Raw genomic sequence first — 26,710 nt, forward strand, 5'->3', positions numbered from 1 at the left:
GGTGGATTTCCACCCATGACGAACACAGGCGACTGCCGCGAATTAGTCTTCGGTGGTCAGCATCCGCTTGTCGAGGCCGTATTTCTGCATCTTTTCGTAGAGGGTCTTCCGGGAAATGCCGAGTGTCTCATAGACCGGCTTGAGGCTGCCGCCATGCGCCACCAGCGCACTGGCAATGACACCCCGCTCGAATTCGGCGACGCGCTCGGCAAGCCCGGTCGCCTCCCCGGCCTGTGGCCCGCCATCGTCGAGACCGAGGACCAAACGGTCGGCGGCATTCCTCAGTTCACGCACATTGCCCGGCCAGTCGCGCTGGGCGATGTCGGAGATCACCTCAGGCGGCACGGCCACCTCGTCGCGGCCGTAGCGGGCGGCGGCTTCCCGCACCAACTGCAGAAAGAGCAGTGGAACATCCGCCCGGCGCTGCGACAGCGACGGCACATGCAGCGTCGCAACGTTCAGCCGGTAGAACAGGTCGGCGCGGAAGCGCCCCGCTGCCACCTCCGCCTCGAGATCCACCTTGCTCGTCGCGATAAAGCGCACGTCAAGCGCCACCGTCTCATTCGATCCCAACCGGGAAATCATCCGCTCCTGCAGCACGCGCAGGAACTTTGCCTGCAGGTCGAAGGGCATGGAGCCGATTTCATCAAGCAGAATGGTGCCGCCGCGCCCATGCTCAAACTTTCCGTAACGCGGCCTCACTGCGCCGGGAAAGGCGCCAACCTCATGGCCGAAGAGCTCGCTCTCGATCAGGTTTGCCGGCAGCGCGGCGCAATTGATCGCGATGAACGGCCGGCTCGCCCGGGCGCTGATATCGTGCAGCGCCCGCGCCACCACCTCCTTGCCGGCGCCGGTTTCCCCGACAACAAGCGTATCGGCATCGCTCGCCCCGATCGCCCGGAGACGGTAGCGCAGATCCACCATCACCTGCGTGCGTCCTGGCAGCCGCGCCTCGATATCATCGCGCTTGCCGGCGACCGCTTTCAGCAGCCGGTTTTCCAGCACGAGGCCGCGCCGCTCCATCGCCCGGCGGATGACGCCGGCAAGCATCTCCGGCGTGAACGGCTTTTCGATGAAATCATAGGCGCCTTCCCGCATCGCCTTCACCGCAAGCTGAACGTCGCCATGGCCGGTAACGAGGATGACCGGCACCTCCGGGTCGAGCTCGCGGATCTTCTGCATCAGCGTCATGCCGTCCATGCCGGGCATGCGGATATCGCTGACGACGACGCCGGGAAAACTGTAGCCGATCAATTCCAGCACATGGTCGCCGTTCGAAAAAGTCTCGACGCTGAAGCCGGACAGCTCCAGCGCCTGTGCCGTCGAGCGGCGCAACTCCTCCTCGTCGTCGACCAGCAGGATCTTCGCATCGTTCATTCCGCCGCCTCCGGCATCAGGCCTGCCGCCGATTGCAGCTCGATACGGAACACAGCGCCCCCTTCCGGATGATTGGCTGCGGAAAGGCTGCCGCCGAAATCCTTGATGATATTGTAGGAAATCGACAGTCCGAGACCGAGCCCCTTGCCGACGCCCTTGGTCGTGAAAAAGGGATCGAAGATACGCTCGGCAATCGCCGCCGGCACGCCCGGCCCATGGTCGCGCACCGTCAGCACCACCTTGCCAGCCTCCTCGAAGGCCGAAACCTCGATGCGTCTGTCGCCCAGCCCTTCCACCGCATCGGCCGCATTGGAAATCACATTCACCAGCACTTGCTGCAGACGCACCGAACCGGCACGCACCACCGGCGGTCGGGTCCCCAGATCAAGCCGGAGCTCGGCATCGGCCGCCTTCAGCCGCCAGGCGATGATCTCGAGCGTGTCATGCATCGCCTCGTCGAGAGGAACCGAGCTGAGTTTCTCGTTCGGTTTGCGGGCGAAGTTGCGCAGATGCCGGCTGATCGCCGCCATGCGGTCGATCAGCCCGCCGATCCGCCTTATATTGTCCCGCGCCTCCTCCGTCCGGCCGCGATCGATGAGAACGGAGGCGCTGTCCGTATAGGTCTTGGCGGCGGCGAGCGGCTGGTTGAATTCGTGCGACAGCGCAGCCGACATTTGCCCCAGCCCGGCAAGCTTACCGGCCTGGATGAGATCGGCCTGCGTCTGGCGGAGCTGCTGCTCGGTCAGACGCCGCTCCGATATCTCCTCCTCGATGCGGCTGTTGACGCGGGCAAGATCGGCCGTGCGCTCCTCGACGCGCCGCTCCAGCTCATTGCGAGCCTCTGTTTGCAGCTGCATGCGCTCGGCAAGCCGCGCCCGCCGCTGGCGCAGAACCGCGACCGCCAGCCCGGCAATGCAGAGAATAAGAAAGACGGCCGCAAGCGCCGTGCGCGCCTGGGCGCGGATGGAACTCGTTTCCATCAGCACATTCACCGTCCAGTCCTCGGCCGGCATGTAATGCGAGAGCACCAGATATTCGCTGGAGCCGCGCTCGCCGGCGAGCGTCATCAGCTCATGCGGCTCAAAGCGCTGGCGCGTCACCGGCAACTCAGTCAGCCTGGCATTGGCATAACGCCGCGAGGCTTCCGTCCGAGCGATGCGGTCGGCCGTCAGCGGCAGGATCGCCCCGTAGAGCCATTCCGGGCTGCCGGACATGAAGATGATACCCTCCGGATCCGAAACGAAGATCTTGTATTCGCCGCCGCCCCAGGAGGATTCGATCATGTCGATGTCGACCTTGAAGACGATGACACCACGAATATCCGCCTCGACCCTGATCGGCGCCGAGAAATAATAACCGCGCTTCAGCGAAGTGGTGCCGAGTGCATAGAACCGCGCCTGCCGGCCTTCGATCGCGTCCTGAAAATAAGGCCGATAGCTGAAATTCTGCCCGACGAAGCTTCCCGGGCCATCGTAATTGCTGGCCGCGATCGTCTCTCCGTCAGGCTTGACCACATAAATGTCGGAGGATTTCAGCAGCCCGTTGATCTCCTTGAGATAGAGATTGGCCGCGTCGCGCAAGCCCGCATCCTCGGGTGCACTCACCAGTTCCTTGATATCGTCGTGATCGGCGATCAGCGCCGGCAGCGCCTCGTAGCGGTTGAGGTGACCGCTGAGCGCGGAGACGGCAAGGCGCAGCGCAGTTCCCGCCTGCGCAGAGGCTTCCCCCATATAGGCGCGTGTCGCGATCGCGCTTCCATAGGTGAAGAAGGCGAAGATGATCAGCGGCACCACCAGCAAGGCCGCTATCGCACGATATCTCGAAGACAGATCCGGCTCCTCCCCTTTCCGCCTCCACTCCCCAGCGAGGCATACCCGACGGGCCGAGTCTAGCGCATCGGCCCGAAAATCGGAATCGATTTTCGGAAAACACGATGCGTAGATTCAAGATGTTAGAGCGTCCTTTGTGCGTCCGAAAGCATGCACGGCGCTCTCACAACACCGACAGTGATTTCCAAGCGCAGTCGAAACTTGACACCCGGCAAGCGCCGATATCCTATTGCCGCATCGCAAGGAACTCCATCATGAGTGATGACAAGACGCCCGCCGACAGCAAGCTCACCAGTTCCAAGCGTCGCTGGGCGGCAGAGGGCAAGTTCCTGACCGGCCGCCTCAGCCGCCCCGAAGCCGAGCGCCTGCCACCCGGCCAGCATCTCGTCAAAAACTGGCCGGTGCTCGATCTCGGCCAGCAGCCCGTCATCTCCACCGATAGCTGGCGTCTTGAAGTGCGCGGCCTCGTCGAAACGTCGCTCACCCTCACCTGGGCCGACTTCCAGGCGATCGAGCAGAGTACCAAGGTCAGCGATATCCACTGTGTGACCACCTGGTCGCGCTACGATAACAAATGGCAGGGTGTTTCCGCGCGCGACCTGCTCGATCTCGCCATGCCGAAGCCGGAAGCCGGTTACGTCATGCTGACGAGTTATGACGGCTATACCACCAACCTGCCGCTGGCGGATTTCGCCGCCGAGGATGCGATCCTTGTGACATCATGGGAAGGCCTGCCGCTGACGCCGGACCACGGCGGCCCGATGCGCCTCGTCGTGCCGCATCTTTATTTCTGGAAAAGCGCCAAATGGCTGCGCCGCATCGAACTGATGCCGGAGGACGAAGCCGGCTTCTGGGAAAAGAACGGCTATCATATGTATGGCGATCCGTGGCGCGAGCAGCGCTATTCCGATGATTGAGCCTTCGGCCGCAGAAAGCGGCCAAGCGCAAACACCGCCAGGGCGAACAGAGCGGCGAGCCCCGTCAGCGAGGCCATGCTGGCTAGGTGAAACGGCACTTTGCTCCAGCGTGGTTTGACGAGATCGGCGGTGTTGAACGCCTCGCCGCTGAACCGGCAGGTGATGAGCGCCAGGCTGCGCCGCACCATGTCGGCATCGACCGCGGAAACTATTTCACCAGCCGCAACGGCCTCCCGCGGCATCTCACGCATCGAAAGCAATACCGCCTTGGTCGCCGCCAGATAGGCATGGGCGCATTCGTTGAACGGGCTCTCCTCGTCACCAACGCTGCCCGGCACCCGCCCCCAAAGACAATAGGAATACTGGATTTGGACATAGTTGAGAATCCGCCGGAATGGCTCGTTCGTATCGACGGCTTGGGACGCCAGACCGATAATTCGGCCGCGATAGTCCGAAATCACCGCCATCTCGCCATGCGAAATTTCCGGGATATCGAGACCCGCCTGGCTGCCGCCGGTGCTGCGGCTATGAGCAAGGGCGTTTTCAGCAGGCATGCAAAAGAAGGCGGTGGCAAAGGCCGCCGACAGGATTGATATGGCTCTGCTGCTTTTCATGGTCGCCCGAAATCCTAAGGGCGCCGGCAAAACGGCGCCCCTCGATGCGTTCAGTGGAAGGCCCTCGCCGGCCGGCTCCGCTGCCCGTCCTTCACGGCAAGCCGCTTTTCCGCCAGCGCCCCGAAGGCAAGGCCAAGTGTTGCCCAGAGGATCGCATGCATGGCGAGCGTTGTCGTCCGAAAACGCCAGAGCACCATGGCCGAGAAGTTCTCCGGCACCTCGTTGATCGGCGGCAGCAGATAGAGCACGAGGCCCATGAAGACGAGATAGGCGATGCCGGCGATGATCGCGCCGTTCCAGAGGCCGAAACGCTGGGAGAGGCGGCGCGACAGAGCCACCGCGGCGATCAGGGCGGCGAGCGAAACGACGATCATCAGGAAGAACAGCTCAGTCCTGACGCCGATCGTTTCGGCATTGCCGACCGCCGGCGGGTTGGCCGGATATTTGAAAGCGGGAACGAGCACGATCGCCACGAAGGCGGCAAGGGCGATGACCGCCGAGGTGCCGCGCGCCGAAAGATTGCTGACGCGGCCGTGCACGAAAGCGACGACGAGCGCGAAAAGACCGCCGACGGCAACGGTGTAGGGCATGACGCCGGTGAAAAGACCGAGACCGGCCTGCGTGGCGCGGCTGACGATTTCAGGTTCGGTGGCTTGGCCGGCCGCCTGGGCGCTCGCCTCTTCAAAAGCGATCGCCGCATCGATCAGCGGCTCGCCGAAGACATGGGCGAACGCGAAGACAAGGAAGCCAGCAATCAGGCCCGCGAACATGCCGCGAAGCAGAAGGTTTCCAACCATGTGAGCAACTCCCCTAGAGCAATTCCAGGAAAAATGCGAAGCGGTTTTCCGTTCGGAATTGCATTAAAACAAAGCTTAGAGCGGTTCTGCTGAACCGCTCTAGTGGCAGGGGAAGCCGAGGAGGTGGCGGGCGTCATGCACGAATTCGTGCACATACATGCCGTTGAACAGCGCCGTCGCGCCTTCCTCGGTGCCGACAAAATAAATAGCGAGAAGCATCAGCAGGCCGCCGAAGATCGCCCAGGGCAGGATTTCTCCTACGGGGATCGGCGCCGGTGCCGCGACGGGCGCAAAAGTGGTGTCAGACATGTATTCCTCCGGGAATGACGCGTTCAGTCGAAAGAGTGCTTGTGCGGTAGGGTCTGACTTCCAGCGCGAAGAAGCTTCGACACGCTGGTCACAGCGGCGCGACCGTGCCGGATTTACACCGGCTTCCAAACCCGCAACAGCACGGTTATATCTGCACGCCGAAGAACCTGTCAACGAAACTTCACGAGCCGGCCAAGGGCTGTCCTACTGTATTCCCGGGAGATCAGAAGACCGTGAACACACGCCTTACCTGGATCTGCCATGGTGCAACGGCGGCGAGCCGCAAGGCTCTGTTTCCGATCGACGAACCGCTGGAAGCCAAGGCAACGGAGGAAGCCGGCAGGATGGCCGGCCTGCCCCGCGCCGATCGTATTGCCGTAAGCCCGGCTTTGCGTGCCCGCCAGACTGCCGACGCGCTCCGCCTTCAAGCCCGGATAGACCCGGTACTTGGCGATTGCGATCATGGCCGCTGGGCCGGCAAGTCGATCGCGACGGTAGAGGCCGAGGAGCCGGAGAACCTCATGGCCTGGATGACAAGTCCGGAAGCGGCCCCGCACGGAGGCGAGAGCCTTGTTGATCTTCGAACACGCGTCGCCAGCTGGATGGACAATGAATTCGCCCGCGGCGGCCATGTGATCGCCATCAGCCACGCCGCCATCATTCGGGCGGCGGTCACGCATGCGCTTCAGGCCCCGCCCTCCTCCTTTTGGCTCGTCGACATCGAGCCGCTCGCCGTCATTCGCATGACCAGCAACGGACGGCGCTGGTCTCTGCGCTTCCAGCATTAGCGATCTCTGATGCTTATCCAGCCTTACACAAGCAAATCGCGTCATCTCTATTGAACCCGGTTTCGCCGGGACTACTTCCTTGTCCCAAGGAGATGGAAGACATGACATATGATTGGAGTGGGGAGCGCACGCGTCGCCTGCGTTTGATGCGTGTCGCCACAATCACGGTTCTGGTCGGTCTCATAGTCAGCGTTCCGCTGTTGATGGTCACCGCCTGAAACACGAGAAAGGGCGAGCGATGCACCAGCACGCTCGCCTTCGTTCTTCCCGCCCCGCGCGCCGAGAAGCGCATTCGTCTCTCGACGGTGCAGCAACAGGCTGCCGTCTCCAATAATTCGCCTTCTGGTTTCAACGAACATTTCAGACTTTCATGATAGTTCGGCACAGGGTGGAGATGGAGAAGGCCATATGCCGGTGTTTTTCCAGAGCAGGGCCGGAAGGCAGTGCGTGTCGATCGTCGGGCTTGGGATAACTCTCTGGCTCCTCGGCGTGCTTTTGCAGCTCGACGACAGCCTTGTCTCCTTCATGACCGGTTTCGGCGAATATGGCGCCGACAAACTCGTTCTGGCGCTCGGCATCGCCGGCGCCATGAGCTTCATCTATTCGGTGCTGCGCATCGCCGACCTGCGCAAGGAAACGGAACTGCGCGCCGCGGCCCAGGCGAAGGCCGATTGGACCGCAACCCACGACCATCTGACCAAGCTGCCGAACCGCTACGCCTTCGAGCGCAAGATCCTCTCACGGCCGGTGAAGGACGACGAGGACCAGATCGAGGAGTGGGACCGCAACGTCACGCTCTTCTCCGTCGATCTCGACGGCTTCAAGAAAGTCAACGATCTCGTCGGCCACAAGGGCGGCGACATTCTGCTGATCGAGGTTGCCAGACGAATCTGCGCGCTCGGCAACGCCGATTGCGTCTACCGCTTCGGCGGCGACGAATTCATCATCGTTGCCTTTGCCCTGACCGCACAGCGCGAGGAGCGTTTTGCCAGACTGCTGATCCAGGCTGTCACCCGGCCGATCCATATCGACGGCTTTGCCGTCGAAGTCGGCGCCAGCGTCGGCTACGACCGCTGGACCGAGGGAGCCGAGCCGCTGGAAGATGCCGCCCATCGTGCCGACCTCGCCATGTACGAGGCAAAATCACGCGGCCCCAACCATTATTTCGCTTTCGAACCGGCCATGCAGGACAAGGTCACGGAACGCGCTGCGCTGGAAACCAGGCTGCGCGCCGCAATCGCCAACAAGGCGATCAAACCCTTCTATCAGCCGCTGATCGACCTGAAGACCGGTCAACTCTGCGGCTTCGAGGCCTTGGCGCGCTGGATCAGTGACGATGGCGTCAACATTCCGCCACCTGTTTTCATCGATATCGCCGAGGAAAACGGGATGATCACGGCCTTGTTCGGGGATCTGCTCGCCCAGGCCTGCAGCGACGCACTCACCTGGCCGGAACATGTGATGCTATCCTTCAACGTCTCGCCGGTGCAGATGGAAGACAGGCTACTGACGTCACGTATTCTCAAGGTCCTTGCGGCAAGCCGGCTGCCGCCGCAGCGCCTGGAGGTGGAGATCACCGAGAATGCGCTGATCCAGGATCCCGCCGTCGCCGCCGTCATCCTCGACGAGCTGCACGCGGCCGGCATCCAGATCGCGCTCGACGATTTCGGCACGGGCTATTCGAGTCTGGCCCAGCTCGCCCGTTATCGTTTCGACAAGATCAAGATCGACAAAAGCTTCATCGCCACCTATCGCGGCGACGAACGCCAGGAAAAGATCGTCCGCGCCATGCTCGGACTCGGCCGGAGCCTCAACATCAAGACGACCGCCGAAGGCGTCGAGGAGCACGGCCAGCTCGCCTTCCTGCTGCAGCTCGGCTGCGACATCGGCCAGGGCTATCTTTTCGGCAAGGCTATGCCCGCCGCCGAGGCGAGCATCTTCATCCGCGATCGTAATGCCAGCCTGGCCTCAACGGCCTGACGCTACAGCTGAAAAAACCGGCATTGATGAGGACGAGTAGGAATGTAATCGAGGCCGCAATTGCGGCTTCCAGCCCCGGCAGATCGATGATGACGTGGGCTGCGCATCGACAAAGCATGTGAAGGGCGGATAAACGCCTTTCCGTCCGCAGCCTCCGCACTAAGTTCGGCCAAAATACCGACTGTGCGGAGTCTCTGAAGACATGTCATCGACCGACCTGCTCCTGACCTTCAACGCCGGCTCCTCGACCGTCAAGATCGGTATCTTCGCGATGGATGGCGAGAAGGCGCGGCGCATCGGCAAAGGCGTGATCGATTTCCGCGCCGAACCGCTCTCGCTCGGCCTTGTCAAAGGATCGCTGACATTCGACGTGCCGTTGAGAGCCGAGGTAACGGAAGACCTGCACGACGTCATCGATGAGACCTTCGCGCTTCTTGCCGATCATTTCGACGTTGCCGCCACCCGCGCCGCCGGCCACCGCGTCGTCCATGGCGGCGACCGTTTCACCAGGGCGATCGCCCTCGACGACGCCGCAATCGATGCTGTCGATGCACTGACACCGCTGGCACCCCTGCATCAGCCGCAGGCGCTGCGCCTCATCCGCGCGCTCCGGCATCTGAAGCCGCAACTTGCCCAGACGGCCTCCTTCGACACCGCCTTCCACGCCACGCAGGATGATCTCGTTCGCCGCTTCGCCATTCCCCGCGCGCTGCACGACGAGGGCGTCAAGCGTTTCGGTTTCCATGGCCTGTCCTATAAATTCATCGCCGCCGAGCTGATCCGCAGGGCGCCGGACGCGGTCAAGGCGGTGGTCGCCCATCTCGGCAGCGGCGCCAGCCTCTGTGCGCTGGATCAGGGCGTCAGCCGCGATTGCAGCATGGGCTTTTCCACGCTCGACGGCATCCCGATGGCGACGCGCCCGGGTGCACTCGATCCCGGCGTCATTCTGCATCTGGCAGGGGAAAGAAAACAATCCTTCGAAGAGATAGAAGACCTGCTCTATCACCGCTCCGGCCTGCTCGGCATCTCCGGCATCAGCGCCGACACCCGCGACCTTTTGAACGACAGCCGGCCGGAGGCGCGCCAGGCTATCGACCTCTTCACGCTGCGCATCGCCGGCGAAATCGGCCGCATGGCGGCAACGCTCGGCGGCCTTGACGCCGTCGTCTTCACCGCCGGCATCGGCGAACATCAGCCGGAGATCCGCGCCGGCGTGGCCAAGCGGCTCTCCTGGCTCGGCCTTTCGATCGACGAACAGGCCAATAGCGCCAATGCGCTCACAATCAGCACTGGAGAAAGCCGCATCGCGGCCCATGTCATCGCCACCGACGAGGAGCAGGTCATCGCCGATGAGGCGCTGTCCATACTCGGCACCGGCTGATCCAGATCAACGGCAGGCCTCGCGCCGGCCGATAGAATTGACGTTGAACAGGTTTTCGAACGGGAGAAACCCATGGAAAAGCATGTCTCGACCGCCGCTCTGACCGACGCCGAACTCACCCTGATCGACCGCTACTGGCGGGCCGCCAACTATCTCTCGGTCGGCCAGATCTACCTGCTCGCCAATCCGCTGCTGCGCCAGCCGCTGAAACCCGAACACATCAAGCCCCGCCTGCTCGGCCATTGGGGCACGACACCCGGCCTCAACTTCATCTATGCGCATCTGAACCGGCTCATCCGCGCCCGCGATCTCGACGTCATCTATATATGCGGCCCCGGTCACGGTGGGCCGGGCATGGTTGCCAATACCTATCTCGAAGGCAGCTACAGCGAGATCTATCCCGATATTTCCGAGGATGCCGAAGGCATGCGCAAGCTCTTCCGGCAATTCTCCTTCCCCGGTGGCATCCCGAGCCATGCGGCGCCGGAAACGCCGGGATCGATCCATGAGGGCGGCGAACTCGGTTACGCCCTCGTCCATGCCTATGGCGCCGCCTTCGACAATCCCGATCTGATCGTCGCCTGCGTCGTCGGTGACGGCGAGGCCGAAACCGGGCCGCTTGCCGCGAGCTGGCATTCCAACAAATTCCTCAATCCCGCCCGCGACGGCGCCGTGCTGCCGATCCTGCACCTGAACGGCTACAAGATCGCCAACCCGACCATTCTCGGCCGTGCCGCTGACGATGATCTCCGCCGTCTTTTCGAAGGCTACGGCTACGAACCCTTCTTCGTCGAAGGCCATGAGCCGGGCGACATGCATCAGCAGATGGCTGCGACGCTGGACCAGATCTTCGACCGCATCCGCGACATTCAGCGCCAGGCCCGTGGCGGCAAGGCTCTGGACGGCTGCCCACGCTGGCCGATGATCGTGTTGCGCAGTCCCAAGGGCTGGACGGGCCCGAAGGAGGTTGACGGCAAGAAGGTGGAAGGCTTCTGGCGCGCCCATCAGGTGCCGGTTTCCAACTGCCGCGAGAGTGAGAGCCATCGCAAAATTCTCGAAGACTGGATGCGCGGTTATCACCCAGAAGACCTGTTCGACGTCGACGGCCGGCTGAAACCCGAGCTGCGGGCACTCGCCCCTGCCGGCAAACGCCGCATGGGCGCCAATCCGCACGCCAATGGCGGCTTGCTGCGCAAGGAATTGGTCGTTCCCGATATCCGGGACTATGCCGTCGATATCGGCAAGCGCGGCAGCGCCATGGTGCAATCGACGGAGATCCTCGGCCACTATCTGCGCGACACTATGAAGCGCAATGCCGAGGCAGCCAATTTCCGGATCTTCGGCCCCGACGAAACGGAATCGAACCGCCTCGGCAGCGTCTTCGAGGTCACCGGCCGTGTCTGGATGGAGGATATCGAACCGTACGAGGTCCACCTCTCACGGGACGGGCGCGTCATGGAGGTTCTGAGCGAACACCTCTGCCAGGGCTGGCTGGAAGGCTATCTTTTGACCGGCCGCCACGGCCTCTTCTCCTGCTACGAGGCCTTCATCCACATCATCGATTCCATGTTCAACCAGCACGCCAAATGGCTGAAAGTGACGCGCGAACTTGCATGGCGAAAGCCGATCTCGTCGCTCAATTACCTGCTGACCTCGCATGTCTGGCGCCAGGACCATAACGGCTTCAGCCATCAGGATCCCGGTTTCGTCGATCTCGTCGCCAACAAAAAGGCCGACATCGTCCGCATCTATCTGCCGCCGGATGCCAACACCCTGCTCTGGGTCGGCGACCATTGCCTGCGCACCTATGACCGCATCAACGTGATCGTCGCCGGTAAACAACCGGAACCGCAATGGCTGTCGATGGACGAAGCGGTGAAACATTGCGAGGCCGGCATCGGCATCTGGCGCTGGGCAAGCAACGAGGAAGACGCCGCCGCGCCCGACCTCGTGATGGCCTGCGCCGGCGACGTGCCGACGATGGAGACGCTTGCCGCCGTCGCCCTCTTGCGCAAGGCCATTCCCGAGCTGAAGATCCGCACCGTCAACGTCGTCGACCTGCTGGCGCTGCAATCCAGCGACCAGCATCCGCATGGCCTTTCCGACGAGGCCTTCGACGCGATCTTCACGTCAGATAAGCCGGTGATTTTCGCCTATCATGGCTATCCCTACCTCATCCACCGCCTGACCTATAAGCGCACCAACCACGAAAACATCCACGTCCGTGGCTTCATCGAAGAGGGCACGACGACGACACCCTTCGACATGACCGTCCTCAACGAACTCGACCGCTACCACCTCGCGATCGAAGCGATCGAGCGTGTACCGGGTCTCAAGGAAAAAGCGGGGGAAGCCCTCGCCGCCTTCCGCCGCAAGCTTTCGGAACACCACGACTATGTGCGCGAACATGGCGAGGACATGCCGGAGGTGCGGGACTGGGCATGGCCGGCAACGTGAGACATCGGTGATTAACGCCTGCGAATGCGCCCTCACCGGATGCCAAAACCTTATGCGCGGTCGAGTCGGGCCTTTTCCGTCATGCGCCAGACTCGTGGCGTTTCGCCGGCATATTTCAGGAAGAAGCGCGAGAAATAGGCGGGGTCGGCGAAGCCGAGGCGGAATCCGATTTCCTGAACGCTGCCCAGCGTAAAAACAAGCTGACGCCTCGCCTCCTCAACGAGTTTGGCGGCGATCAACTCGTGCGGCGTGCTGCCGGTCATCGACCGGACGATCCGGGTGAGATGCGTCGGCGAAACCCCGAGCTCCCTGGCATAGAAGGATGCGGGCTTGTGGGATCGAAAATGCTGCTGAATGAGCTCGCCCAGCATGTCCATCCGTCGCTCGTTTTCGTTTGACGCAAGCTCCTGCGAATTCCCCTCATGAGAAATCCGTGCCGTCAGCCGCAGCGCCAAGGCGACGTAGGCTGCCAAAACCTCGTTGCGGCCACTGCGGCGATTTTCGAATTCGTCGCCCAGCCGTCGCAACGTCTGCATCACATGGGCAGCCTCGGCATCATCAGGATCGAGCCGCGTCAGCTGCGGCGTCGCCAGCCATTCGCCGAGATGGCTCCGCTCGCCGGGTGGATGGCTGAGATGGGACCGCAATATGGTGATGACAAGACCGTCGACATCGCGCGAAAAACGAAAGCCATGATTGAGCCCCGGGGGAACCGTAATGACCGCCGGCGGCCGGATGGCATGGCTGCTCTCACCGAAGATTGCATCGCCCGAACCGGCTTCGATGTACAATATCTGAAAGAAGCTTTCGTGGCGGTGCAGCCGGATCTCCCATTGATGCAGACTGCTGCGGGAGCGAATTGTTTCGCAATGCAACCAAAATTCCGGCGATCGTCCGACGTTTTCGCCGTAGAGCTCGTAGGTCGGTATATGCCTGCTCATCGGCTCCCTCCCGCGCTGATGTTCGATTAGTGCAATTTTTAGGCTGGAATGTCCATTGTAGCGATCCGGTCGGCGCGGCAGAATCTGACAAAACGCAAGAAACGTGAGGGAGGAAGCATTTGCGAACCCAGGTCGCCATCATCGGTTCGGGACCATCCGGATTGCTTCTCGGTCAACTTCTGACCGAAGCCGGCATCGACAATGTCATTCTCGATCGCGTCAGCAAGGATTATATCCTCGGCCGGGTGCGCGCCGGTGTTTTGGAGGAAGGCACCGTCGGGCTGCTGGATCAGGCAAAAGCCGGAGCGAGGCTGCATGCCGAAGGTCTGCCGCATGACGGCTTCTCACTCGCTTTCGACGGACGCGACCATCGCATCGACCTGCACGACTTGACCGGCGGCCGACGCGTCACTGTTTACGGCCAGACCGAGGTGACGCGCGATCTGATGGAGCGGCGCCAAGCAAGCGGCGCCCTATCGATCTACGATGCCGCCGATGTTGCGCCGCATGATTTCGACGGTCGCGCTCCCTTCGTTACTTACACAAAGGACGGCGCTGCCAGGCGCATCGATTGCGATTTCATCGCCGGCTGCGACGGCTTTCACGGCGCCAGCCGCCAGGCCGTTCCCGAGCGGGCGATCCGAATTTTCGAGAAGGTCTACCCCTTCGGCTGGCTGGGCCTCCTTGCCGATGTGGCGCCCGTCAGCCACGAATTGATTTACGCCAACCATCCAAGGGGCTTTGCGCTCTGCTCAATGCGCTCGGCCACACGCAGCCGCTACTACATCCAGTGCGCTCTCGACGAAAAGATCGAGGATTGGAGCGACGATCGCTTCTGGGACGAACTCAGGCGGCGTCTGCCGGCGCATCACGCCGAAGCGTTGAAAACCGCGCCGTCCTTCGAGAAATCAATCGCGCCGTTACGCTCCTTCGTCGCCGAGCCGGTGCGTTTCGGCCGTCTCTTCCTCGTCGGCGACGCCGCCCATATCGTGCCGCCGACCGGCGCCAAGGGGCTGAACCTTGCGGCCAGCGACGTCCATTACCTTTTCTCCGGGCTGATCGAACATTACCGCGACGGTTCAGATCGTGGCATCGATGCCTATTCTCAGACGGCGCTCGCCCGCGTGTGGAAAGCCGTTCGGTTTTCCTGGTGGATGACGACGATGATGCATCGTTTTCCCGATACCGGCGATTTCGACCAGAAGATCCAGGAGGCCGAACTCGATTATCTCACCCATTCCCGCGCCGCCTCGACGGCCCTTGCCGAAAACTATGTGGGACTGCCATTCTGACGGATTGCGGAGGAAGGCTGCGCGCACCTGCAGTGAACACCGGATGTTCGGGATGCAGAACCATAACCAACAAATCATGTGTTTGGGGATTTATTTCATTTTACATCACCATTTCGCATGACAAGCTAGCCTGAAAGTCAATACGGCGCCGGAGTACGCCGAAAAGGGAGAGAGAAAATGAGGAAGTTGCTTCTGGCCGCCGCGGCGGCAATCGCCATCGGAACGAGCGCCTATGCCGACACCATCAAGGTCGGCGTCATCGGCCCGTTCTCCGGTCCGTTCGCGCTCCAGGGCAAGAACTTCAAGGCCGGGATTGACGCCTATATGGCTGTTAACGGCAGCAAGGTCGGCAACGATACGGTCGAGATCGTCTATCGCGACGTGCCGCAAGCCGATCCTGCCCAATCCAAGGGGCTTGCCCAGGAACTGATCGTCAAGGAAAAAGTCCAGTATCTCGCCGGCTTCTATTTCACACCCGATGCCATGGCGGTGACGCCAATCCTCAAGCAGGGCAATGTGCCGATGGTCATCATGAACGCCGCCACCTCGGCGATCGTCACCAAGAGCCCGCTCGTCGTGCGCACCTCGTTTACCACTTGGCAGACCTCGACGCCGATCGCCAAGGTCGCCTTCGACGCCGGTGTCAAGAAAGTGATCTCGGTCGTCAGCGATTACGGCCCCGGCATCGACGCCGAGAATGCCTTCAAGGCCGGTTTCGAAAAGGCCGGCGGCCAGGTGATCGAGGCGATCCGCATGCCGCTCGCGACCAACGACTTCAGCCCGATCATGCAGCGCATCAAGGATTCCGGCGCCGAGGGCGTCTTCGCCTTCCTGCCGTCGGGCCCGACGACGCTGGGCTTCGTCAAGGCCTATAACGAGAATGGTCTGAAGGCCGCCGGCATCAAGTTCTTTGCGCCGGGAGATCTGACGCAGGAATCCGACCTGCCGGCGCTGGGTGACGCCGCGCTCGGCATCCAGACGACCTTCCACTATGCCGTGTCGCACGACTCGCCTGAGAATAAGGCCTTCGTCGAGGCTGCCACTAAAGCGATCGGCAACAAGGCCGAGCTCTCCTTCCCCGCGGTCAGCGCTTATGACGGCATGTATGTCATCTACAAGATGATCGAGGCGACGGGCGGCAAGCAGGATGCCGAGAAGGCCGTCGATGCGGTGAAGGGCCTTGCCTGGGTGAGCCCGCGCGGCCCGGTGTCGATCGACCCGGAAAGCCGGCACATCACGCAGAACATCTATCTGCGCGAAGTCGCCAAGGCCGATGACGGGACCTACATCAACAAGGAGATCCAGACTTTCGAGAAGCAGGGCGACCCGGGTTTGGCGGCCACCAAGTAACCTCCGGCATTGATATGCGACGGGCCAGGCCATCGATCGGCCGAGCCCGTCGCATCGAAGCAAGGTATTTCCATGCAGACAGTCTTCAGCATCGCCGTCGACGCCTTCGCCTATGGCATGGTGCTCTTCGTCATATCGATCGGCCTTTCCGTAACCATGGGACTGATGCGCGTCGTCAACCTGGCGCATGGCGCCTTCGCGATGATCGGCGGCTATATCGCCTCCTATGCCGCCCGCGACCTCGGCCTCGGCTATGCCGCAGCGGTCCTCGCCGCCGTGGTGGTCACAATCATTATTGCAATCCCGCTCGAGCGTTTGCTCTACCGGCGGATCTACGGCGCGCCTGAGCTGACCCAGGTGTTGATGACGATCGGCATCACCTTCTGCGTCATCGGTATCGCCAATTACGCGATGGGGCCGACGCTGAAGACCATACCGCTTCCCGCGACACTGCAAGGATCGGCCGATCTCGGCTTCCGCACCATTCCCGTTCACCGGCTTTTCGCCATCCTTTGCGGCCTGGCTGTTGCGCTGGGGCTCTGGTTTGCGATCGAAAGGACCAGCTTCGGCGTCAAGCTGCGCGCCTCCGTGGACGATGCGGCAATGGCTGCGGCACTCGGCGTGCGCACCGAGATCATCTACGCGGTGAGCTTCGCCGTCGCCGTCGGGCTTGCCGCTTTCGGCGGCGTGGTCGGCGCCGAACTGCTGCCCGTCGAACCCTATTACGCGCTGCGCTACATGGTCACCTTCCTGGTCGTCGTCTCCGTCGGCGGCGCGGGTTCCATTCCGGGCGCGCTGATCGCCTGCCTGCTGCTGGGAGCGATCGATACGACGGGACGGTATCTGATGCCTGAATTCGGCGAATTCTTCTTCTATCTCGCCGTGATTGCTATCATCTGCGTCTTCCCGCGCGGCCTTGCCGGAAGGGCGAAGTAATATGGCCCTTGCAATCAACGACGAAACCGAACGTCTTCAGCATCGGCGCGGGTTCCTCGGCCGCGATCTCGCCGCAATAGCGGTTATGACAGCCATTGCGGCAATCGGCTATTTCGCCTTCCCTGATAATCTGGCGCTTCTGACCCGGATGATCACGATCGCGCTGCTCGTTCTGTCGCTCGATCTGGTGACAGGTTATTGCGGCGTCGCAACCCTCGGCCATGCCGCCCTTTTCGGCTCCGGCGCCTATGCCGCCGGCATCCTGTCGGCACATTACGGCATCAATGATCCGCTGCTGATGATGCTGGCCGGCATTGCCGGCGGCGCGCTTGCCGGGCTGCTCAGCGGCGCGATCATCCTGCGGGCGCATGGGCTGCCGCAGCTCGTGCTGTCGATTGCCCTCATCAATCTCTTCCATGAATTCGCCAACAAGGCTTCGTCCTGGACAGGCGGCAGCGATGGCCTTTCCGGCATCGCCCCGGACCCGGTCTTCGGTCTCTTCGAATTCGATCTCTACGGTCACACCGCCTTCTTCTTCGGCATGGCGCTGCTGCTTGTCGTCTTCGTGCTGCTCAGATTGCTGGTCCGCTCGCCCTTCGGCATGCTCTGCCGCGGCATCAAACAGGATCCGTTGCGCATCCGCGCCATGGGCGCTTCGCCAAAGGCGGCGCTCATCAGGATGTACGTTATCTCAGGCGCGGTTGCCGGTGTCGGCGGCGCCTTGAATGCGATCTCGACCCAGGTCGTCGGCCTCGACAGCCTGTCTTTCACGCAATCGGCAGAAGCGCTTGTTATGCTCGTGCTCGGCGGCACCGGCTCTCTCGTCGGGGCGTTTTCGGGCACTCTCATCTTCATGCTCTTCGAGGACTATGTCTCGGCCGCCAATCCCTTCCACTGGCTGACCATGGTCGGCGCGCTGCTGATTGCCGTCGTGCTTTTCGCGCCGAAAGGTCTTTATGGCACGGCTGCCGCCTTCGTCAGCCGTCGCAAGGAGGCGCGCCCATGAGCCCGGTCTTCGAAGTCGCCAATCTCAGGAAAGCCTTTGGCGGCCTTGCCGTCACCAATGATGTCTCGCTGTCGATGTCGCCAGGCGACCGCATCGCGCTGATCGGCCCGAACGGCGCCGGCAAGACCACCTTCGTCAATCTCGTCACCGGCAACCTCGCCCCCGATTCCGGCGAGGTCCGCCTCGGCGGCGAGAGGGTGACGAAGGTCGATGCGATCGGCAGGGTCAGACGCGGCCTTATCAGATCCTTTCAGGTGACGCGGCTTTTCCAGGACATGACGCCGGCCGAACATGTGGGCCTTGCCATTCTGCAGCGAGACGGAAAGACCGGGCGTGTCTTCGGAAATTTCTTGCGCATGCCCGATGTCATGGCGGAGGTCGACGATCTCCTTGGAAAGCTCGGGCTGGCATCACTGATGCACCGCAAGGTCACCGAGATCGCCTATGGCCAGCAGCGGCTGCTCGAAATCGCCGTGGCGCTGGCGCTGAAACCGAAAGTGCTGCTGCTCGACGAGCCGGCAGCCGGCGTGCCGCAGAGCGATACCGGCCGCATCGAGCAGGCGCTGGCCGATCTGCCCGCAGATCTCGCCGTGCTGATGATCGAACACGACATGGATCTCGTCTTCCGTTTCGCAAAACGTGTCATCGTGCTTGCATCAGGCGCGATCATCTTCGACAGCCTGCCTGAAGACGTCACCAAGGACGCGCGTGTGCGTGAAGCCTATCTCGGGAGCTATGCCAATGCCAGCCCTGTCGCTTGAGGTCGAAAATCTGTCGGCCGGATATGGGCCGACACGGGTGCTGGAAGGCATTTCCTTCTCGGTGCCGGCGGGCGCCCGGCTCGCCGTGCTCGGCCGCAACGGCATGGGCAAGACGACGCTGCTGGCGACACTTGCCGGGCAGACCAAGCGATATGAGGGTCACATCCGCCTTGGCAGCTCGGATGTCACCACGGCGCCGAGCGCGACACGCGCGCATAAGGGTCTCGGTTATGTGCCGCAGACGCGCTGCGTCTTCCCGACACTGACGGTTGAGGAGAACCTTTTCGTCGGCCTGAAGACGCGGCCGAAAACGGCGCTGGAGGAGGCCTATGCGATGTTCCCGCGCCTGAAGGAGCGCCGCCGCAACCTCGGCAGCCAGCTCTCCGGCGGCGAGCAGCAGATGCTCTCCACCGCCCGTACCATTCTCGGCCGCCCGTCCGTCCTGCTGCTCGACGAACCGCTGGAGGGCCTGGCACCCGTTATCTGCGAGGAACTGATGGCGGCCTTCGCCGACCTCGCCAAGTCGGGCGACATGACCATCGTGCTTGTGGAACAGCGCATCCAGAGCGCGCTCGATTTCGCCGATCAGGTCGTCATTCTCGAACGGGGCAGGCTGGCTTGGACGGGGACGCCTGAGAACCTCACCAAGGATCATGAGGCTGTCGAGAGCCTGCTTGGCGTCGGCGGCCTGCATTGATTGATGGCCGGCCGAAGCCGGGCCGTCGGTGACCCCGCCCCGCCTTTCAGATTGCCCTTCGCATGTCGAGCCGTTCATGCAGTATATCGTCATCACGACGTCATCATTGACCTGCCAATATTATCCTGACCGAAAGTTTCCTGCCGGCCGCATGGATGGATCGCCTGAAGAGGCGAGCAACATGATGGTCGACCCTGCGGCAGCAATGAAGGGAAAGACCTAAGCCCCTGGTTCCTGAACCGTCTTTACTTGGTATTTGAGCTGCAGCCGGCCGAAAATTCATTGGATTGGCGGCAACTGCTCTGCCCCTCCCAGCAATTTGGGTTGCCAGACACCCGACAGGGTTGCATAGTCGAACAGCGCATCACCCGGGAGGTGGAAATGGCAAATCATAAGCCGGTCGCAGGTGACGTATACCAGCCTATCTTTGACATCGACAACCCGATCGACGGCAACATATTGGATAGCACCAGTTCAACGGATGCCGACGGAGATCGGGTGCGCCTCAACTTCGTGAACGGACAGCGAATTCCGCAGCCGACCGACCCGGATGGACCCGCCACGACGACGACAATCGAGGGAAGATACGGCACGCTGATCGTCTATTCCAACGGCAACTACACCTATGAGCTCGATCACTCCAACCCGGTGGTGGCGGCACTCGGCCCGGGCGATCAACTCGTCGACCAGTTCAATTTCAAGATATCGGACGGCAAAGGCGCCACCGACTTTGGTTTACTCAATATCGCGGTCGACTTGCCGGAACGCGGCGACGTCTTCGTCAATTTCGAGGATGTCGGCAAACACGACTTCCCCACGGGTTACAAAGGCTTCGATTGGGGCGCTTGGCACGATGGTGACGATGCAACGGTACATAAGGAAGCCGACGGCAACCATTATCTCGCAGGCGGCGTGTTCTGGACACCCATTCAAGCCGCCGATGGCGGCACCTTCCAGATCGAGCAATTCAGCGTGGCAAACGGCACATCGGACTATGACAATGTTCTAACGATCGAAGGTAAGCTGAACGGCGATACCGTCTTCCTGGTCACGGTCAACGTGACCGCCGACAGCATTCATGACCCGCAAGTGATCGATCTCAGCGCTTACGGCGAAATCGATTCTCTCGTGCTCGACACCGAGCCCGTCATCACCGAAACGAGCGGACCGGATTATTATGGCGCGCAATACGACAATTTCCACTTTGTCGTTTGAGGGCTAGGGAAAGGGCGCCGCATCACCAAACCTTACATCTTCCCGAGCATCACTGGATGCGATTATCTGGTAGCGATTTCTTACGATAGCTGATCGACCAGCGCCCTGTTAGCATTAGATCGTCCGAGGAGGATACGGATGCTGGGACGGAGGAAAACGATGCAGCCAGTCGGGATCAAGTTGGCGGCGGTGACGTTCTCGCTTGCCGTATGGGCTATTATTATCGCTGCCGCATCCCACCTGTGGGCGATGAAGCTGCCAATAGCGCTTCTGACGCTCTATAAATAGTCTGTCATCGGCGCTAGCGGAAATCCTGTCTATCAGAAGCCGGCCAGCTTTGCTGGCCGCTGGCATCGGCTCGAACCGAGCCGCACAAATCGCCAAATCTGCAATGAGAGTGGTAGCGGAGGTCCGACTCACACAATCCCCCCAGTTCATTTTAGGCAATTTCGCAGCATAAATTTGCGTGACCTTGGCCATGTCATATGAATTTTCCGCCTCGGCGGAAAGGCCCGGACGGAAAGGTTCCCGCACGGGGATGCGCCGCTGTGGATTTACTATACAAAACTTGATTACGCTCTTATGAACGGCCGCAAGTTTTGATACGTGAGAAGGCGATGCATTGCCACCAAGTATTCGGAGTAACAACCATGGAAATGGAAATAATCAAGTATCTTATCACTGCTATCGTCAGTGCCGCGGCGGGGTTTCTTAGCGGTTCATATTATCAGAATAGGCAAAGCGCCAAAGCGGGAGACAACTCGCGGATAACTCAGTCTGGCAGGGACTCCAATATCCGAAATGACCGATAAGCAGAATGTGAAGGCGGGCGACGATGCCCAGGTCGTAGTGAGCGGGCGGGATACCCATATCGGCGTGCCGGCGGCAGAAGTCTTTGAGTATATGTCAAAGCTGCACGAAGTACACATCGATCATTTCGTCGCTCGCGCTGGGGAAATAGCCGAGTCGCGCTGCAGAATATTTGAAGAAAGGATACTGAGAGCGTTCGTGGACGGTGGAGCTGGCAACCCCAGTGCGTTCCAGGATCCAGATTTCCAGTACCATGTCCTCCGAGCGCGAAATGCTTTTGCGCGTTCGGGCGATGAGGAACTAGGCGAAATCCTAATATCAATGATATCAACGCGCTCAAATCAGAACGGCCGAGACAGGGTCACCCTAAGCTTGAACGAAGCGATCGAGAGAAGCGGCTTGCTAACCTCGGAGGACTTCGCTGTTATTACACTGTGTTTCCTGATGAGGTACTGCAGGTCACCGGTGACAAGCATCGAAGAATTGGGACGTCACTTTCGGAACCTCACGCCATTCGCTTCCGAGATCCAAACAGAAAGGGCCTCCTGCCAATATATAGAAAGCCTAGGTTTGGGATCCATAGGAATGCCCTCGGATTTCACGGCTCTCGTGCGAAGCTTCTATATGCCGGTGATATCAACTGGCTTTAACCTCGAGCAAATTGACCCTGTCGTACGGGAAGAATATCCCGCGCTAATCACGGAAATTATCGAACCCTGCAAGCTAGACCCCGCCAAGCATCAGCTTAACTTCAGTAATTTAATTGATCTCATAGTATATTTGGGGCAGCGTGGCTGGAATAACGATGAACAGGTTACAGCACTTTGGAACTTATTTGAGTCGACTGCCTTGGTTCCGCTAGAGCTACAGGCCAAACTCAAGCCTCACGCTCCTGATATCCAGAATTTGTTTGGCAACTGGCAGCTCTCGGATATTTGCAGACTACATTTGACGTCAGTTGGAATGGCTATCGGCCATGCGAACGCCAAGAGGTTAGGCATCCCAATTGGGCCGATTTCGATTTGGATAAAGTGACTTGTGCCATCTGAACGAGTAATCGGAACTCGACCCCACGTCCCCCAGTCAAGTGCGCTACCGGGCTGCGCTACGCCCCGACCTGCCGAAACGGCTTGATTGCTTTATGAAATCGGCCTCAGCAGTGCAAGGGGAAAATGTCGGTCGTGAGAATAAAAATGGAACGGAAGGGGTAGTTATGCACGGTTCTGAGCAAAGAGTCCCACCGAAGTCCCACCGGATGTTCCGTCGACGTTCCGCGCTAATCGCTTCGGGTGCGACATGATGTTTCTCGCCCGGAGGGTACCGAGCGGCCAAAGGTTAGAGGTTTCGCTTGAGGAATCAAAGGCGACTGGCACACTCTGCCACGCAGCCAAGACAAATCATGCCGTAAAGGGAACTCCGTTGGCAATCACAGCAGACTCTTACAGATCTCTTTTTTTGAAGATGTCTGCCAAACAGATCCACCTAGCGTCGGGCTCTGGTTTTATTTGCGTCGGTCGCACAGGACCATTGCTGATCACAAATCGCCACAACGTGACTGGTCGAGATCAAAAGACAGGTGACACTCTCTCACGATACTCAGAGGTGCCTGACACGATATCGATAAGGCACAATCGATTGGGGCAACCTGGACAGATGGTGGTGAGGGACGAGGCGCTGTTTGATGATGAGGGCGCCCCTCGATGGGTTGAGCATCCAGATCTGAGGGCCAAGGCGGACTTCGTCGCGCTCCCACTCAAGAACGTAGATGACGTCGATTTTTACTCTTACGATCCGTCGGAGCCCGGAGGAGAGGAGATGATGATTGGGCCGACGTCGGTTGTAAGTGTCCTTGGATTTCCTTTCGGAATATCCGGCGGATCGTCCCTACCAGTCTGGGCAACAGGCTTCGTGGCATCGGAACCGGATGCAAACTTCGAAGATTTACCAACGTTCCTGATCGACTGCCGCACAAGAAAGGGGCTGTCGGGATCGCCGGTCATTGCATATCGCTATGGCTTTGCGGATTACGCGGGTGGCGGCCTTATTGCGCTAGACAAGCCAGCCACGCGATTTCTCGGAATCTATGCCGGGCGGGTCAATCCAGACGCAGACTTAGGGATCGTCTGGAAAGCGACCGCGATCGCAGAACTCGTAAACTCCATAACGTGAGAGTCCTGGGGCTAGCCGCAAGGAAGTAAACGCGACCTTCGGATTTGGATCCTCTTAGCGCCCCACGTCCCGAACGGAGAAGGCTTCGCGGAAACCCAGCAATTCCGGGATAGGCGGTTTCTTTATGTTCCCGCCTGTTCTAACTTTGTCCACTCAATCGGTCCGCAATCGGTCCGAAGGATCACTCATCGAACGATGATGGGGCGGCTAGCGACAGAGCTGTGAAAAATTCTCCCACTGGACCTCTTTGCTGTATCGGCTCCTAACCATCTGGTTGCCGGCCATCGCGATGTCTTTCAGTCTGGTTTCATCTTCGAGCATCGCGCGAATAGAAGCCACTGCAGACTGTGCGTTGCCATAGGTTACAATGGTGGCGCCGTCGACCATTCCGTCGGGGTACTTGCCAGCGTCTGAAACCATCAGAGCTCCGCATCCCAGCGCTTCCCAGCAGCGCATGTTCCCTCGATCGGAACCGGCCATGTCAACAGCCCCGTTCAACACGATTTTTGCTTGCGACATTCCTCGATAAAGATCGCGACCGAAAACGGGCCGGCCGGAAACCGCGCGAATGCCCTCAGGACGCCGATGCTCATTCAGTGGCAAGAGCCGCCCCACAGGACTTTCAGCTAACCGGGTAAGGCGGGACCGGTCCAAGTGATAGACCACCCGAAAGTCCTTCCGAAGGTCGGAGACCGCCTCCAGGATCTCGGCGCGTTTGCGGTGATGGCGGCTATAGCCTCCAACGAATAAGATATCGATCGGTCGTTTGCCATTGTCAGCATAGCGATCCATCTCCGGATCGTGCCCCGGAGCAAAGTATTCTGCACGCCACCCCCGATCTCTATAGCTCTGCAGGATAGTCGGGAAATTGCATACAAGGAGATCATAAGCTCCGAAATCCAGATCGCCGGATGGCGCTGCTCGCCAAGCGATCGACTTCTTTACAGTCCCCGGTAATTGCTTGACGAAGTCGTTGCCGTAGCGGACAGGATCAAGATTATAAAAGACCTCCGTGCGATGGTGCTCGATCTGACAGAGCAGCACTTGCTCCAGCGTGGTATTGGTCGGCAGGCCTTGCTTAGTCGCCCAAAAGCGCTGAGTTATGACGTCATCGCCAGTTGTGAAGAACGTCTCACTGTCGCCATCGATGACAGGTTTCAGCAGATGGCAAGCCCCGAAGGAATCCGAAAGGAAAACCTGCAGTCTCTCAGAAAAAGAACTTGCCGATGACGCCAGCTTATTGAGTCTCCTCACATATGCGGGGTATAGGCCGAAGTTCTGAAAGACGCGCATTTTGATGACCGATCCATGACTCAAGAAAAGCCGCGTATCACCAAAACCGGCCTTTGGCGATAATGATCTTCGAAGCGGGATGATGAGGGCGAAAGAGTGTTTGCCAATCTTATACTGACTGCGAGGGAACGACTGTTTGCAGGCCTTGCAACGTCGGCCGCCAGGCGTGACGCCTTGATCGCCGCCTCGACAAAACTCGGCTCCGAAGGCAGGATTTTCAATATCCGGAACGACAAAACCGCAATCCAGGTCGGCGCCAATGGTATGATCCGCGGCGAACTGCTGACTTTCGGCTTCGGCGGTAGGATCGCGATCGGCGACTGGTTTTATCTCGGCCCGCTGTCGACCATATGGTCAGCAAGCGAGATCGTTATTGGCGACAGGGTCCTCATCTCCCATTCCGTTGCCATCCACGACAGTGACAGCCACCCTACCGATCCTCAGTTGCGTTTCGAACAGACGAAACAGATTCTCACCTCCGGTCATCCCCGAGAAAATCCTGGTGTAAAAACGAAGCCTGTCCACATCGGAAACGATGTGTGGATCGGCATGGGCGCCATAATTTTGAAGGGCGTGACAATTGGCGACCGCGCCATTATTGGTGCGCGAGCAATCGTTAAGACAAACGTCCCTCCTGATGGCTTTGTGCCATCCCCCACCAGCGAGCCAAATGCATGAAGAACCGCCTCCGCCGCAAGTTTCGAGATTTCATGTTTCAGACGCGACGGCTCGTTGGCCTGGAAAAACTGCTCATCATGCAGGGCGAAACTCGCGCGCATCAGATCGCACAACTGAGCGCCCTCGATACGCTTGCGGATGCCGAGTTCTCGGTCTTCTCGCAGTGGGGCGAAGATGGGATCATCTCTTGGCTTATCGATACCATCAAGCCGTCGGCAACCACGTTCGTCGAGTTCGGTGTCGAAGACTACCGGGAGAGCAACACTCGATTCTTGCTCGCTTCTCGATATTGGTCCGGGCTGATCATCGATGGCTCGGAGGCAAACATCGCTTCGATCCGCTCCGATGACGTCGCTTACAAATACGATCTGCAGACGCGCGCGGCCTTCATTGACAGGGACAATATCGAGAGCCTAATCGCCTCGGCCGGCTTCAAGGAAGACCTCGGGATCCTCAGCGTCGACATAGACGGTGTTGACTATTGGGTCCTCGAAAAAATCCCTCAGAGATCTGCGATCGTCATTGTCGAATACAACCAAGGCTTCGGCGAAGCTCCTCTGAGCGTGCCATATGACCCATCGTTTATCCGGCTGAAAAAACACTATTCCGGCATGTATTGGGGCGCTTCTCTGGCCGCCTTCAAACATCTGCTCGAAGGCAAAGGCTACGAATTTGTCGGCACCAATCGAGCCGGCACCAATGCATTCTTCATAGATGCGGCTTATTCCGATAAGATTTCTGGCAAGCTGAGACGCCGCCACGAATGGCCATGCCAAATGCGGGAAGTCCGCAATCCGGACGGGAGCCTCGCCTTCAAAACATATAGCGAGGCTAAAAATTTGTTAAATGGCCTACCGGTCGTGAACGTCACGACGGGCGAAACGGTCACTCTGTAGACGTCGCCTGATCACCGCCGGACCATCCGCCCACATCTTCATCCAGGCTACTGGCAACGATGTCTAAGACTCGGTGTAGAATTGGCTTCAGCGCCTCGACATCCCGCGCCTGCTCAATTTCTTTCCGCAGCTGCACGACTGTCGCCTTCTGTTGTTCAAGGGTTTGCATCTTGCCTCTACATCTTCTCTAGCCGGCAGCCATCAATACCGACGCCGA

Annotated in this window: 24 protein-coding genes and 1 riboswitch; of the genes, 16 read left to right on the forward strand and 8 right to left on the reverse strand. The window is 60.1% G+C overall.

Annotation, left to right across the window (positions count from 1 at the left end; genetic code table 11):
- Positions 1 to 42: 42 nt before the first annotated feature.
- Positions 43 to 1,377: a sigma-54-dependent transcriptional regulator gene (locus tag AMK05_RS18005; protein WP_064840498.1), complete on the reverse strand. Its 1,335-nt coding sequence runs from the start codon at positions 1,375 to 1,377 to the stop codon at positions 43 to 45.
- The gene (locus AMK05_RS18010) at positions 1,374 to 3,170 is read right to left on the reverse strand and encodes a sensor histidine kinase (RefSeq protein WP_335723437.1); all 1,797 of its coding nucleotides are present in this window, start codon (positions 3,168 to 3,170) and stop codon (positions 1,374 to 1,376) included. Before AMK05_RS18010 ends, AMK05_RS18005 begins: the two co-directional genes overlap by 4 nt.
- Before the next feature lie 290 nt (positions 3,171 to 3,460).
- On the opposite strand from AMK05_RS18010, the gene AMK05_RS18015 reads away from it, so the two are divergent.
- Positions 3,461 to 4,123, forward strand: a complete 663-nt coding sequence (locus AMK05_RS18015) for a sulfite oxidase-like oxidoreductase (RefSeq protein ID WP_064840500.1) — start codon at positions 3,461 to 3,463, stop codon at positions 4,121 to 4,123.
- Here AMK05_RS18015 and AMK05_RS18020 read toward each other — a convergent pair.
- The 3 genes from AMK05_RS18020 to AMK05_RS18030 form a co-directional block, all read right to left on the reverse strand.
- On the reverse strand, positions 4,108 to 4,737 hold the full coding sequence (locus AMK05_RS18020) for a hypothetical protein (protein ID WP_064840501.1): 630 nt from the start codon (positions 4,735 to 4,737) through the stop codon (positions 4,108 to 4,110). The two genes, AMK05_RS18015 and AMK05_RS18020, sit on opposite strands and share 16 nt — an antisense overlap.
- Before the next feature lie 50 nt (positions 4,738 to 4,787).
- Complete coding sequence (locus AMK05_RS18025) at positions 4,788 to 5,534, reverse strand: CbtA family protein (protein WP_064840502.1); 747 nt, start codon at positions 5,532 to 5,534, stop codon at positions 4,788 to 4,790.
- A gap of 99 nt (positions 5,535 to 5,633) precedes the next feature.
- Positions 5,634 to 5,843, reverse strand: a complete 210-nt coding sequence (locus AMK05_RS18030) for a CbtB domain-containing protein (protein ID WP_064840503.1) — start codon at positions 5,841 to 5,843, stop codon at positions 5,634 to 5,636.
- Positions 5,844 to 5,856: 13 nt separating this feature from the next.
- Positions 5,857 to 5,999: riboswitch (adenosylcobalamin (AdoCbl) riboswitch) on the reverse strand.
- Positions 6,000 to 6,076: 77 nt separating this feature from the next.
- On the opposite strand from AMK05_RS18030, the gene AMK05_RS18035 reads away from it, so the two are divergent.
- From AMK05_RS18035 to AMK05_RS18050, 4 genes are all read left to right on the forward strand, one after another.
- Positions 6,077 to 6,631, forward strand: coding sequence for a histidine phosphatase family protein (locus AMK05_RS18035; RefSeq protein WP_064840504.1), 555 nt, complete (start codon positions 6,077 to 6,079; stop codon positions 6,629 to 6,631).
- Positions 6,632 to 7,039: 408 nt separating this feature from the next.
- Positions 7,040 to 8,611: a putative bifunctional diguanylate cyclase/phosphodiesterase gene (locus AMK05_RS18040; protein WP_064840505.1), complete on the forward strand. Its 1,572-nt coding sequence runs from the start codon at positions 7,040 to 7,042 to the stop codon at positions 8,609 to 8,611.
- A 202-nt stretch (positions 8,612 to 8,813) separates the two neighbouring features.
- Complete coding sequence (locus AMK05_RS18045; protein ID WP_064840506.1) at positions 8,814 to 9,992, forward strand: acetate/propionate family kinase; 1,179 nt, start codon at positions 8,814 to 8,816, stop codon at positions 9,990 to 9,992.
- Positions 9,993 to 10,064: 72 nt separating this feature from the next.
- Positions 10,065 to 12,449, forward strand: a complete 2,385-nt coding sequence (locus AMK05_RS18050) for a phosphoketolase family protein (protein ID WP_064840507.1) — start codon at positions 10,065 to 10,067, stop codon at positions 12,447 to 12,449.
- 50 nt (positions 12,450 to 12,499) lie between these two features.
- Here AMK05_RS18050 and AMK05_RS18055 read toward each other — a convergent pair whose 3' ends face one another.
- On the reverse strand, positions 12,500 to 13,390 hold the full coding sequence (locus tag AMK05_RS18055; protein WP_064840508.1) for a helix-turn-helix domain-containing protein: 891 nt from the start codon (positions 13,388 to 13,390) through the stop codon (positions 12,500 to 12,502).
- Between the two features lie 119 nt (positions 13,391 to 13,509).
- On the opposite strand from AMK05_RS18055, the gene pobA reads away from it, so the two are divergent.
- From pobA to AMK05_RS18105, 9 genes are all read left to right on the forward strand, one after another.
- Positions 13,510 to 14,682 carry a 4-hydroxybenzoate 3-monooxygenase gene (pobA, locus tag AMK05_RS18060; RefSeq protein ID WP_064840509.1) on the forward strand — a complete coding sequence of 391 codons (1,173 nt, stop codon included), beginning with the start codon at positions 13,510 to 13,512 and terminating at the stop codon, positions 14,680 to 14,682.
- 177 nt (positions 14,683 to 14,859) lie between these two features.
- Positions 14,860 to 16,032 carry an ABC transporter substrate-binding protein gene (locus AMK05_RS18065; protein ID WP_064840510.1) on the forward strand — a complete coding sequence of 391 codons (1,173 nt, stop codon included), beginning with the start codon at positions 14,860 to 14,862 and terminating at the stop codon, positions 16,030 to 16,032.
- Positions 16,033 to 16,104: 72 nt separating this feature from the next.
- A complete protein-coding gene (locus tag AMK05_RS18070; RefSeq protein ID WP_064840511.1) occupies positions 16,105 to 16,968 on the forward strand; it encodes a branched-chain amino acid ABC transporter permease in 864 nt (287 codons plus the stop codon).
- A gap of 1 nt (position 16,969) precedes the next feature.
- Positions 16,970 to 17,974 (forward strand): branched-chain amino acid ABC transporter permease, encoded by a 1,005-nt coding sequence (locus AMK05_RS18075; protein ID WP_064840512.1) that lies wholly within the window; start codon positions 16,970 to 16,972, stop codon positions 17,972 to 17,974.
- Positions 17,971 to 18,735 carry an ABC transporter ATP-binding protein gene (locus AMK05_RS18080; RefSeq protein ID WP_064840513.1) on the forward strand — a complete coding sequence of 255 codons (765 nt, stop codon included), beginning with the start codon at positions 17,971 to 17,973 and terminating at the stop codon, positions 18,733 to 18,735. The genes AMK05_RS18075 and AMK05_RS18080 overlap by 4 nt, the downstream gene beginning before the upstream one ends.
- Positions 18,716 to 19,432: an ABC transporter ATP-binding protein gene (locus tag AMK05_RS18085; RefSeq protein WP_064840514.1), complete on the forward strand. Its 717-nt coding sequence runs from the start codon at positions 18,716 to 18,718 to the stop codon at positions 19,430 to 19,432. Before AMK05_RS18080 ends, AMK05_RS18085 begins: the two co-directional genes overlap by 20 nt.
- 381 nt (positions 19,433 to 19,813) lie before the next feature.
- Positions 19,814 to 20,647, forward strand: a complete 834-nt coding sequence (locus AMK05_RS18090) for a VCBS domain-containing protein (protein ID WP_064840515.1) — start codon at positions 19,814 to 19,816, stop codon at positions 20,645 to 20,647.
- Between the two features lie 801 nt (positions 20,648 to 21,448).
- A complete protein-coding gene (locus AMK05_RS18100; RefSeq protein WP_064840517.1) occupies positions 21,449 to 22,492 on the forward strand; it encodes an LPO_1073/Vpar_1526 family protein in 1,044 nt (347 codons plus the stop codon).
- Positions 22,493 to 22,918: 426 nt separating this feature from the next.
- The gene (locus tag AMK05_RS18105; protein ID WP_237352221.1) at positions 22,919 to 23,626 is read left to right on the forward strand and encodes a trypsin-like peptidase domain-containing protein; all 708 of its coding nucleotides are present in this window, start codon (positions 22,919 to 22,921) and stop codon (positions 23,624 to 23,626) included.
- Positions 23,627 to 23,833: 207 nt separating this feature from the next.
- Here AMK05_RS18105 and AMK05_RS18110 read toward each other — a convergent pair whose 3' ends face one another.
- Positions 23,834 to 24,919, reverse strand: coding sequence for a glycosyltransferase family protein (locus tag AMK05_RS18110; protein WP_064840519.1), 1,086 nt, complete (start codon positions 24,917 to 24,919; stop codon positions 23,834 to 23,836).
- A gap of 96 nt (positions 24,920 to 25,015) precedes the next feature.
- Here AMK05_RS18110 and AMK05_RS36045 point away from each other — a divergent pair, with 96 nt between their 5' ends.
- Both AMK05_RS36045 and AMK05_RS18120 read left to right on the forward strand, forming a co-directional pair.
- Positions 25,016 to 25,597 (forward strand): acyltransferase, encoded by a 582-nt coding sequence (locus AMK05_RS36045; protein WP_064840520.1) that lies wholly within the window; start codon positions 25,016 to 25,018, stop codon positions 25,595 to 25,597.
- Positions 25,594 to 26,493: a hypothetical protein gene (locus AMK05_RS18120; protein WP_064840521.1), complete on the forward strand. Its 900-nt coding sequence runs from the start codon at positions 25,594 to 25,596 to the stop codon at positions 26,491 to 26,493. Before AMK05_RS36045 ends, AMK05_RS18120 begins: the two co-directional genes overlap by 4 nt.
- Here the strand turns inward: AMK05_RS18120 and AMK05_RS18125 are convergent.
- Positions 26,483 to 26,662, reverse strand: a complete 180-nt coding sequence (locus AMK05_RS18125; RefSeq protein ID WP_064840522.1) for a hypothetical protein — start codon at positions 26,660 to 26,662, stop codon at positions 26,483 to 26,485. The two genes, AMK05_RS18120 and AMK05_RS18125, sit on opposite strands and share 11 nt — an antisense overlap.
- Between the last annotated feature and the right edge of the window lie 48 nt (positions 26,663 to 26,710).

The organism is Rhizobium sp. N324, from assembly GCF_001664485.1.
Classification (GTDB): domain Bacteria; phylum Pseudomonadota; class Alphaproteobacteria; order Rhizobiales; family Rhizobiaceae; genus Rhizobium.

Bases quoted from the DNA above. Each gene is read 5' to 3' on its own strand.
- AMK05_RS18120 (WP_064840521.1), top strand. From the start codon at position 25,594: ATGAAGAACCGCCTCCGCCGCAAGTTTCGAGATTTCATGTTTCAGACG.
- AMK05_RS18050 (WP_064840507.1), top strand. From the start codon at position 10,065: ATGGAAAAGCATGTCTCGACCGCCGCTCTGACCGACGCCGAACTCACC.
- AMK05_RS18005 (WP_064840498.1), bottom strand. From the start codon at position 1,377: ATGAACGATGCGAAGATCCTGCTGGTCGACGACGAGGAGGAGTTGCGC.
- AMK05_RS18055 (WP_064840508.1), bottom strand. From the start codon at position 13,390: ATGAGCAGGCATATACCGACCTACGAGCTCTACGGCGAAAACGTCGGA.
- AMK05_RS18040 (WP_064840505.1), top strand. From the start codon at position 7,040: ATGCCGGTGTTTTTCCAGAGCAGGGCCGGAAGGCAGTGCGTGTCGATC.
- AMK05_RS18105 (WP_237352221.1), top strand. From the start codon at position 22,919: ATGTCTGCCAAACAGATCCACCTAGCGTCGGGCTCTGGTTTTATTTGC.
- AMK05_RS18030 (WP_064840503.1), bottom strand. From the start codon at position 5,843: ATGTCTGACACCACTTTTGCGCCCGTCGCGGCACCGGCGCCGATCCCC.
- AMK05_RS18125 (WP_064840522.1), bottom strand. From the start codon at position 26,662: ATGCAAACCCTTGAACAACAGAAGGCGACAGTCGTGCAGCTGCGGAAA.
- AMK05_RS18020 (WP_064840501.1), bottom strand. From the start codon at position 4,737: ATGAAAAGCAGCAGAGCCATATCAATCCTGTCGGCGGCCTTTGCCACC.
- AMK05_RS18015 (WP_064840500.1), top strand. From the start codon at position 3,461: ATGAGTGATGACAAGACGCCCGCCGACAGCAAGCTCACCAGTTCCAAG.
- AMK05_RS18045 (WP_064840506.1), top strand. From the start codon at position 8,814: ATGTCATCGACCGACCTGCTCCTGACCTTCAACGCCGGCTCCTCGACC.
- AMK05_RS18100 (WP_064840517.1), top strand. From the start codon at position 21,449: ATGACCGATAAGCAGAATGTGAAGGCGGGCGACGATGCCCAGGTCGTA.
- AMK05_RS18085 (WP_064840514.1), top strand. From the start codon at position 18,716: ATGCCAGCCCTGTCGCTTGAGGTCGAAAATCTGTCGGCCGGATATGGG.
- AMK05_RS18075 (WP_064840512.1), top strand. From the start codon at position 16,970: ATGGCCCTTGCAATCAACGACGAAACCGAACGTCTTCAGCATCGGCGC.
- AMK05_RS18065 (WP_064840510.1), top strand. From the start codon at position 14,860: ATGAGGAAGTTGCTTCTGGCCGCCGCGGCGGCAATCGCCATCGGAACG.
- AMK05_RS18090 (WP_064840515.1), top strand. From the start codon at position 19,814: ATGGCAAATCATAAGCCGGTCGCAGGTGACGTATACCAGCCTATCTTT.
- AMK05_RS18070 (WP_064840511.1), top strand. From the start codon at position 16,105: ATGCAGACAGTCTTCAGCATCGCCGTCGACGCCTTCGCCTATGGCATG.
- AMK05_RS18025 (WP_064840502.1), bottom strand. From the start codon at position 5,534: ATGGTTGGAAACCTTCTGCTTCGCGGCATGTTCGCGGGCCTGATTGCT.
- AMK05_RS18110 (WP_064840519.1), bottom strand. From the start codon at position 24,919: ATGCGCGTCTTTCAGAACTTCGGCCTATACCCCGCATATGTGAGGAGA.
- AMK05_RS18080 (WP_064840513.1), top strand. From the start codon at position 17,971: ATGAGCCCGGTCTTCGAAGTCGCCAATCTCAGGAAAGCCTTTGGCGGC.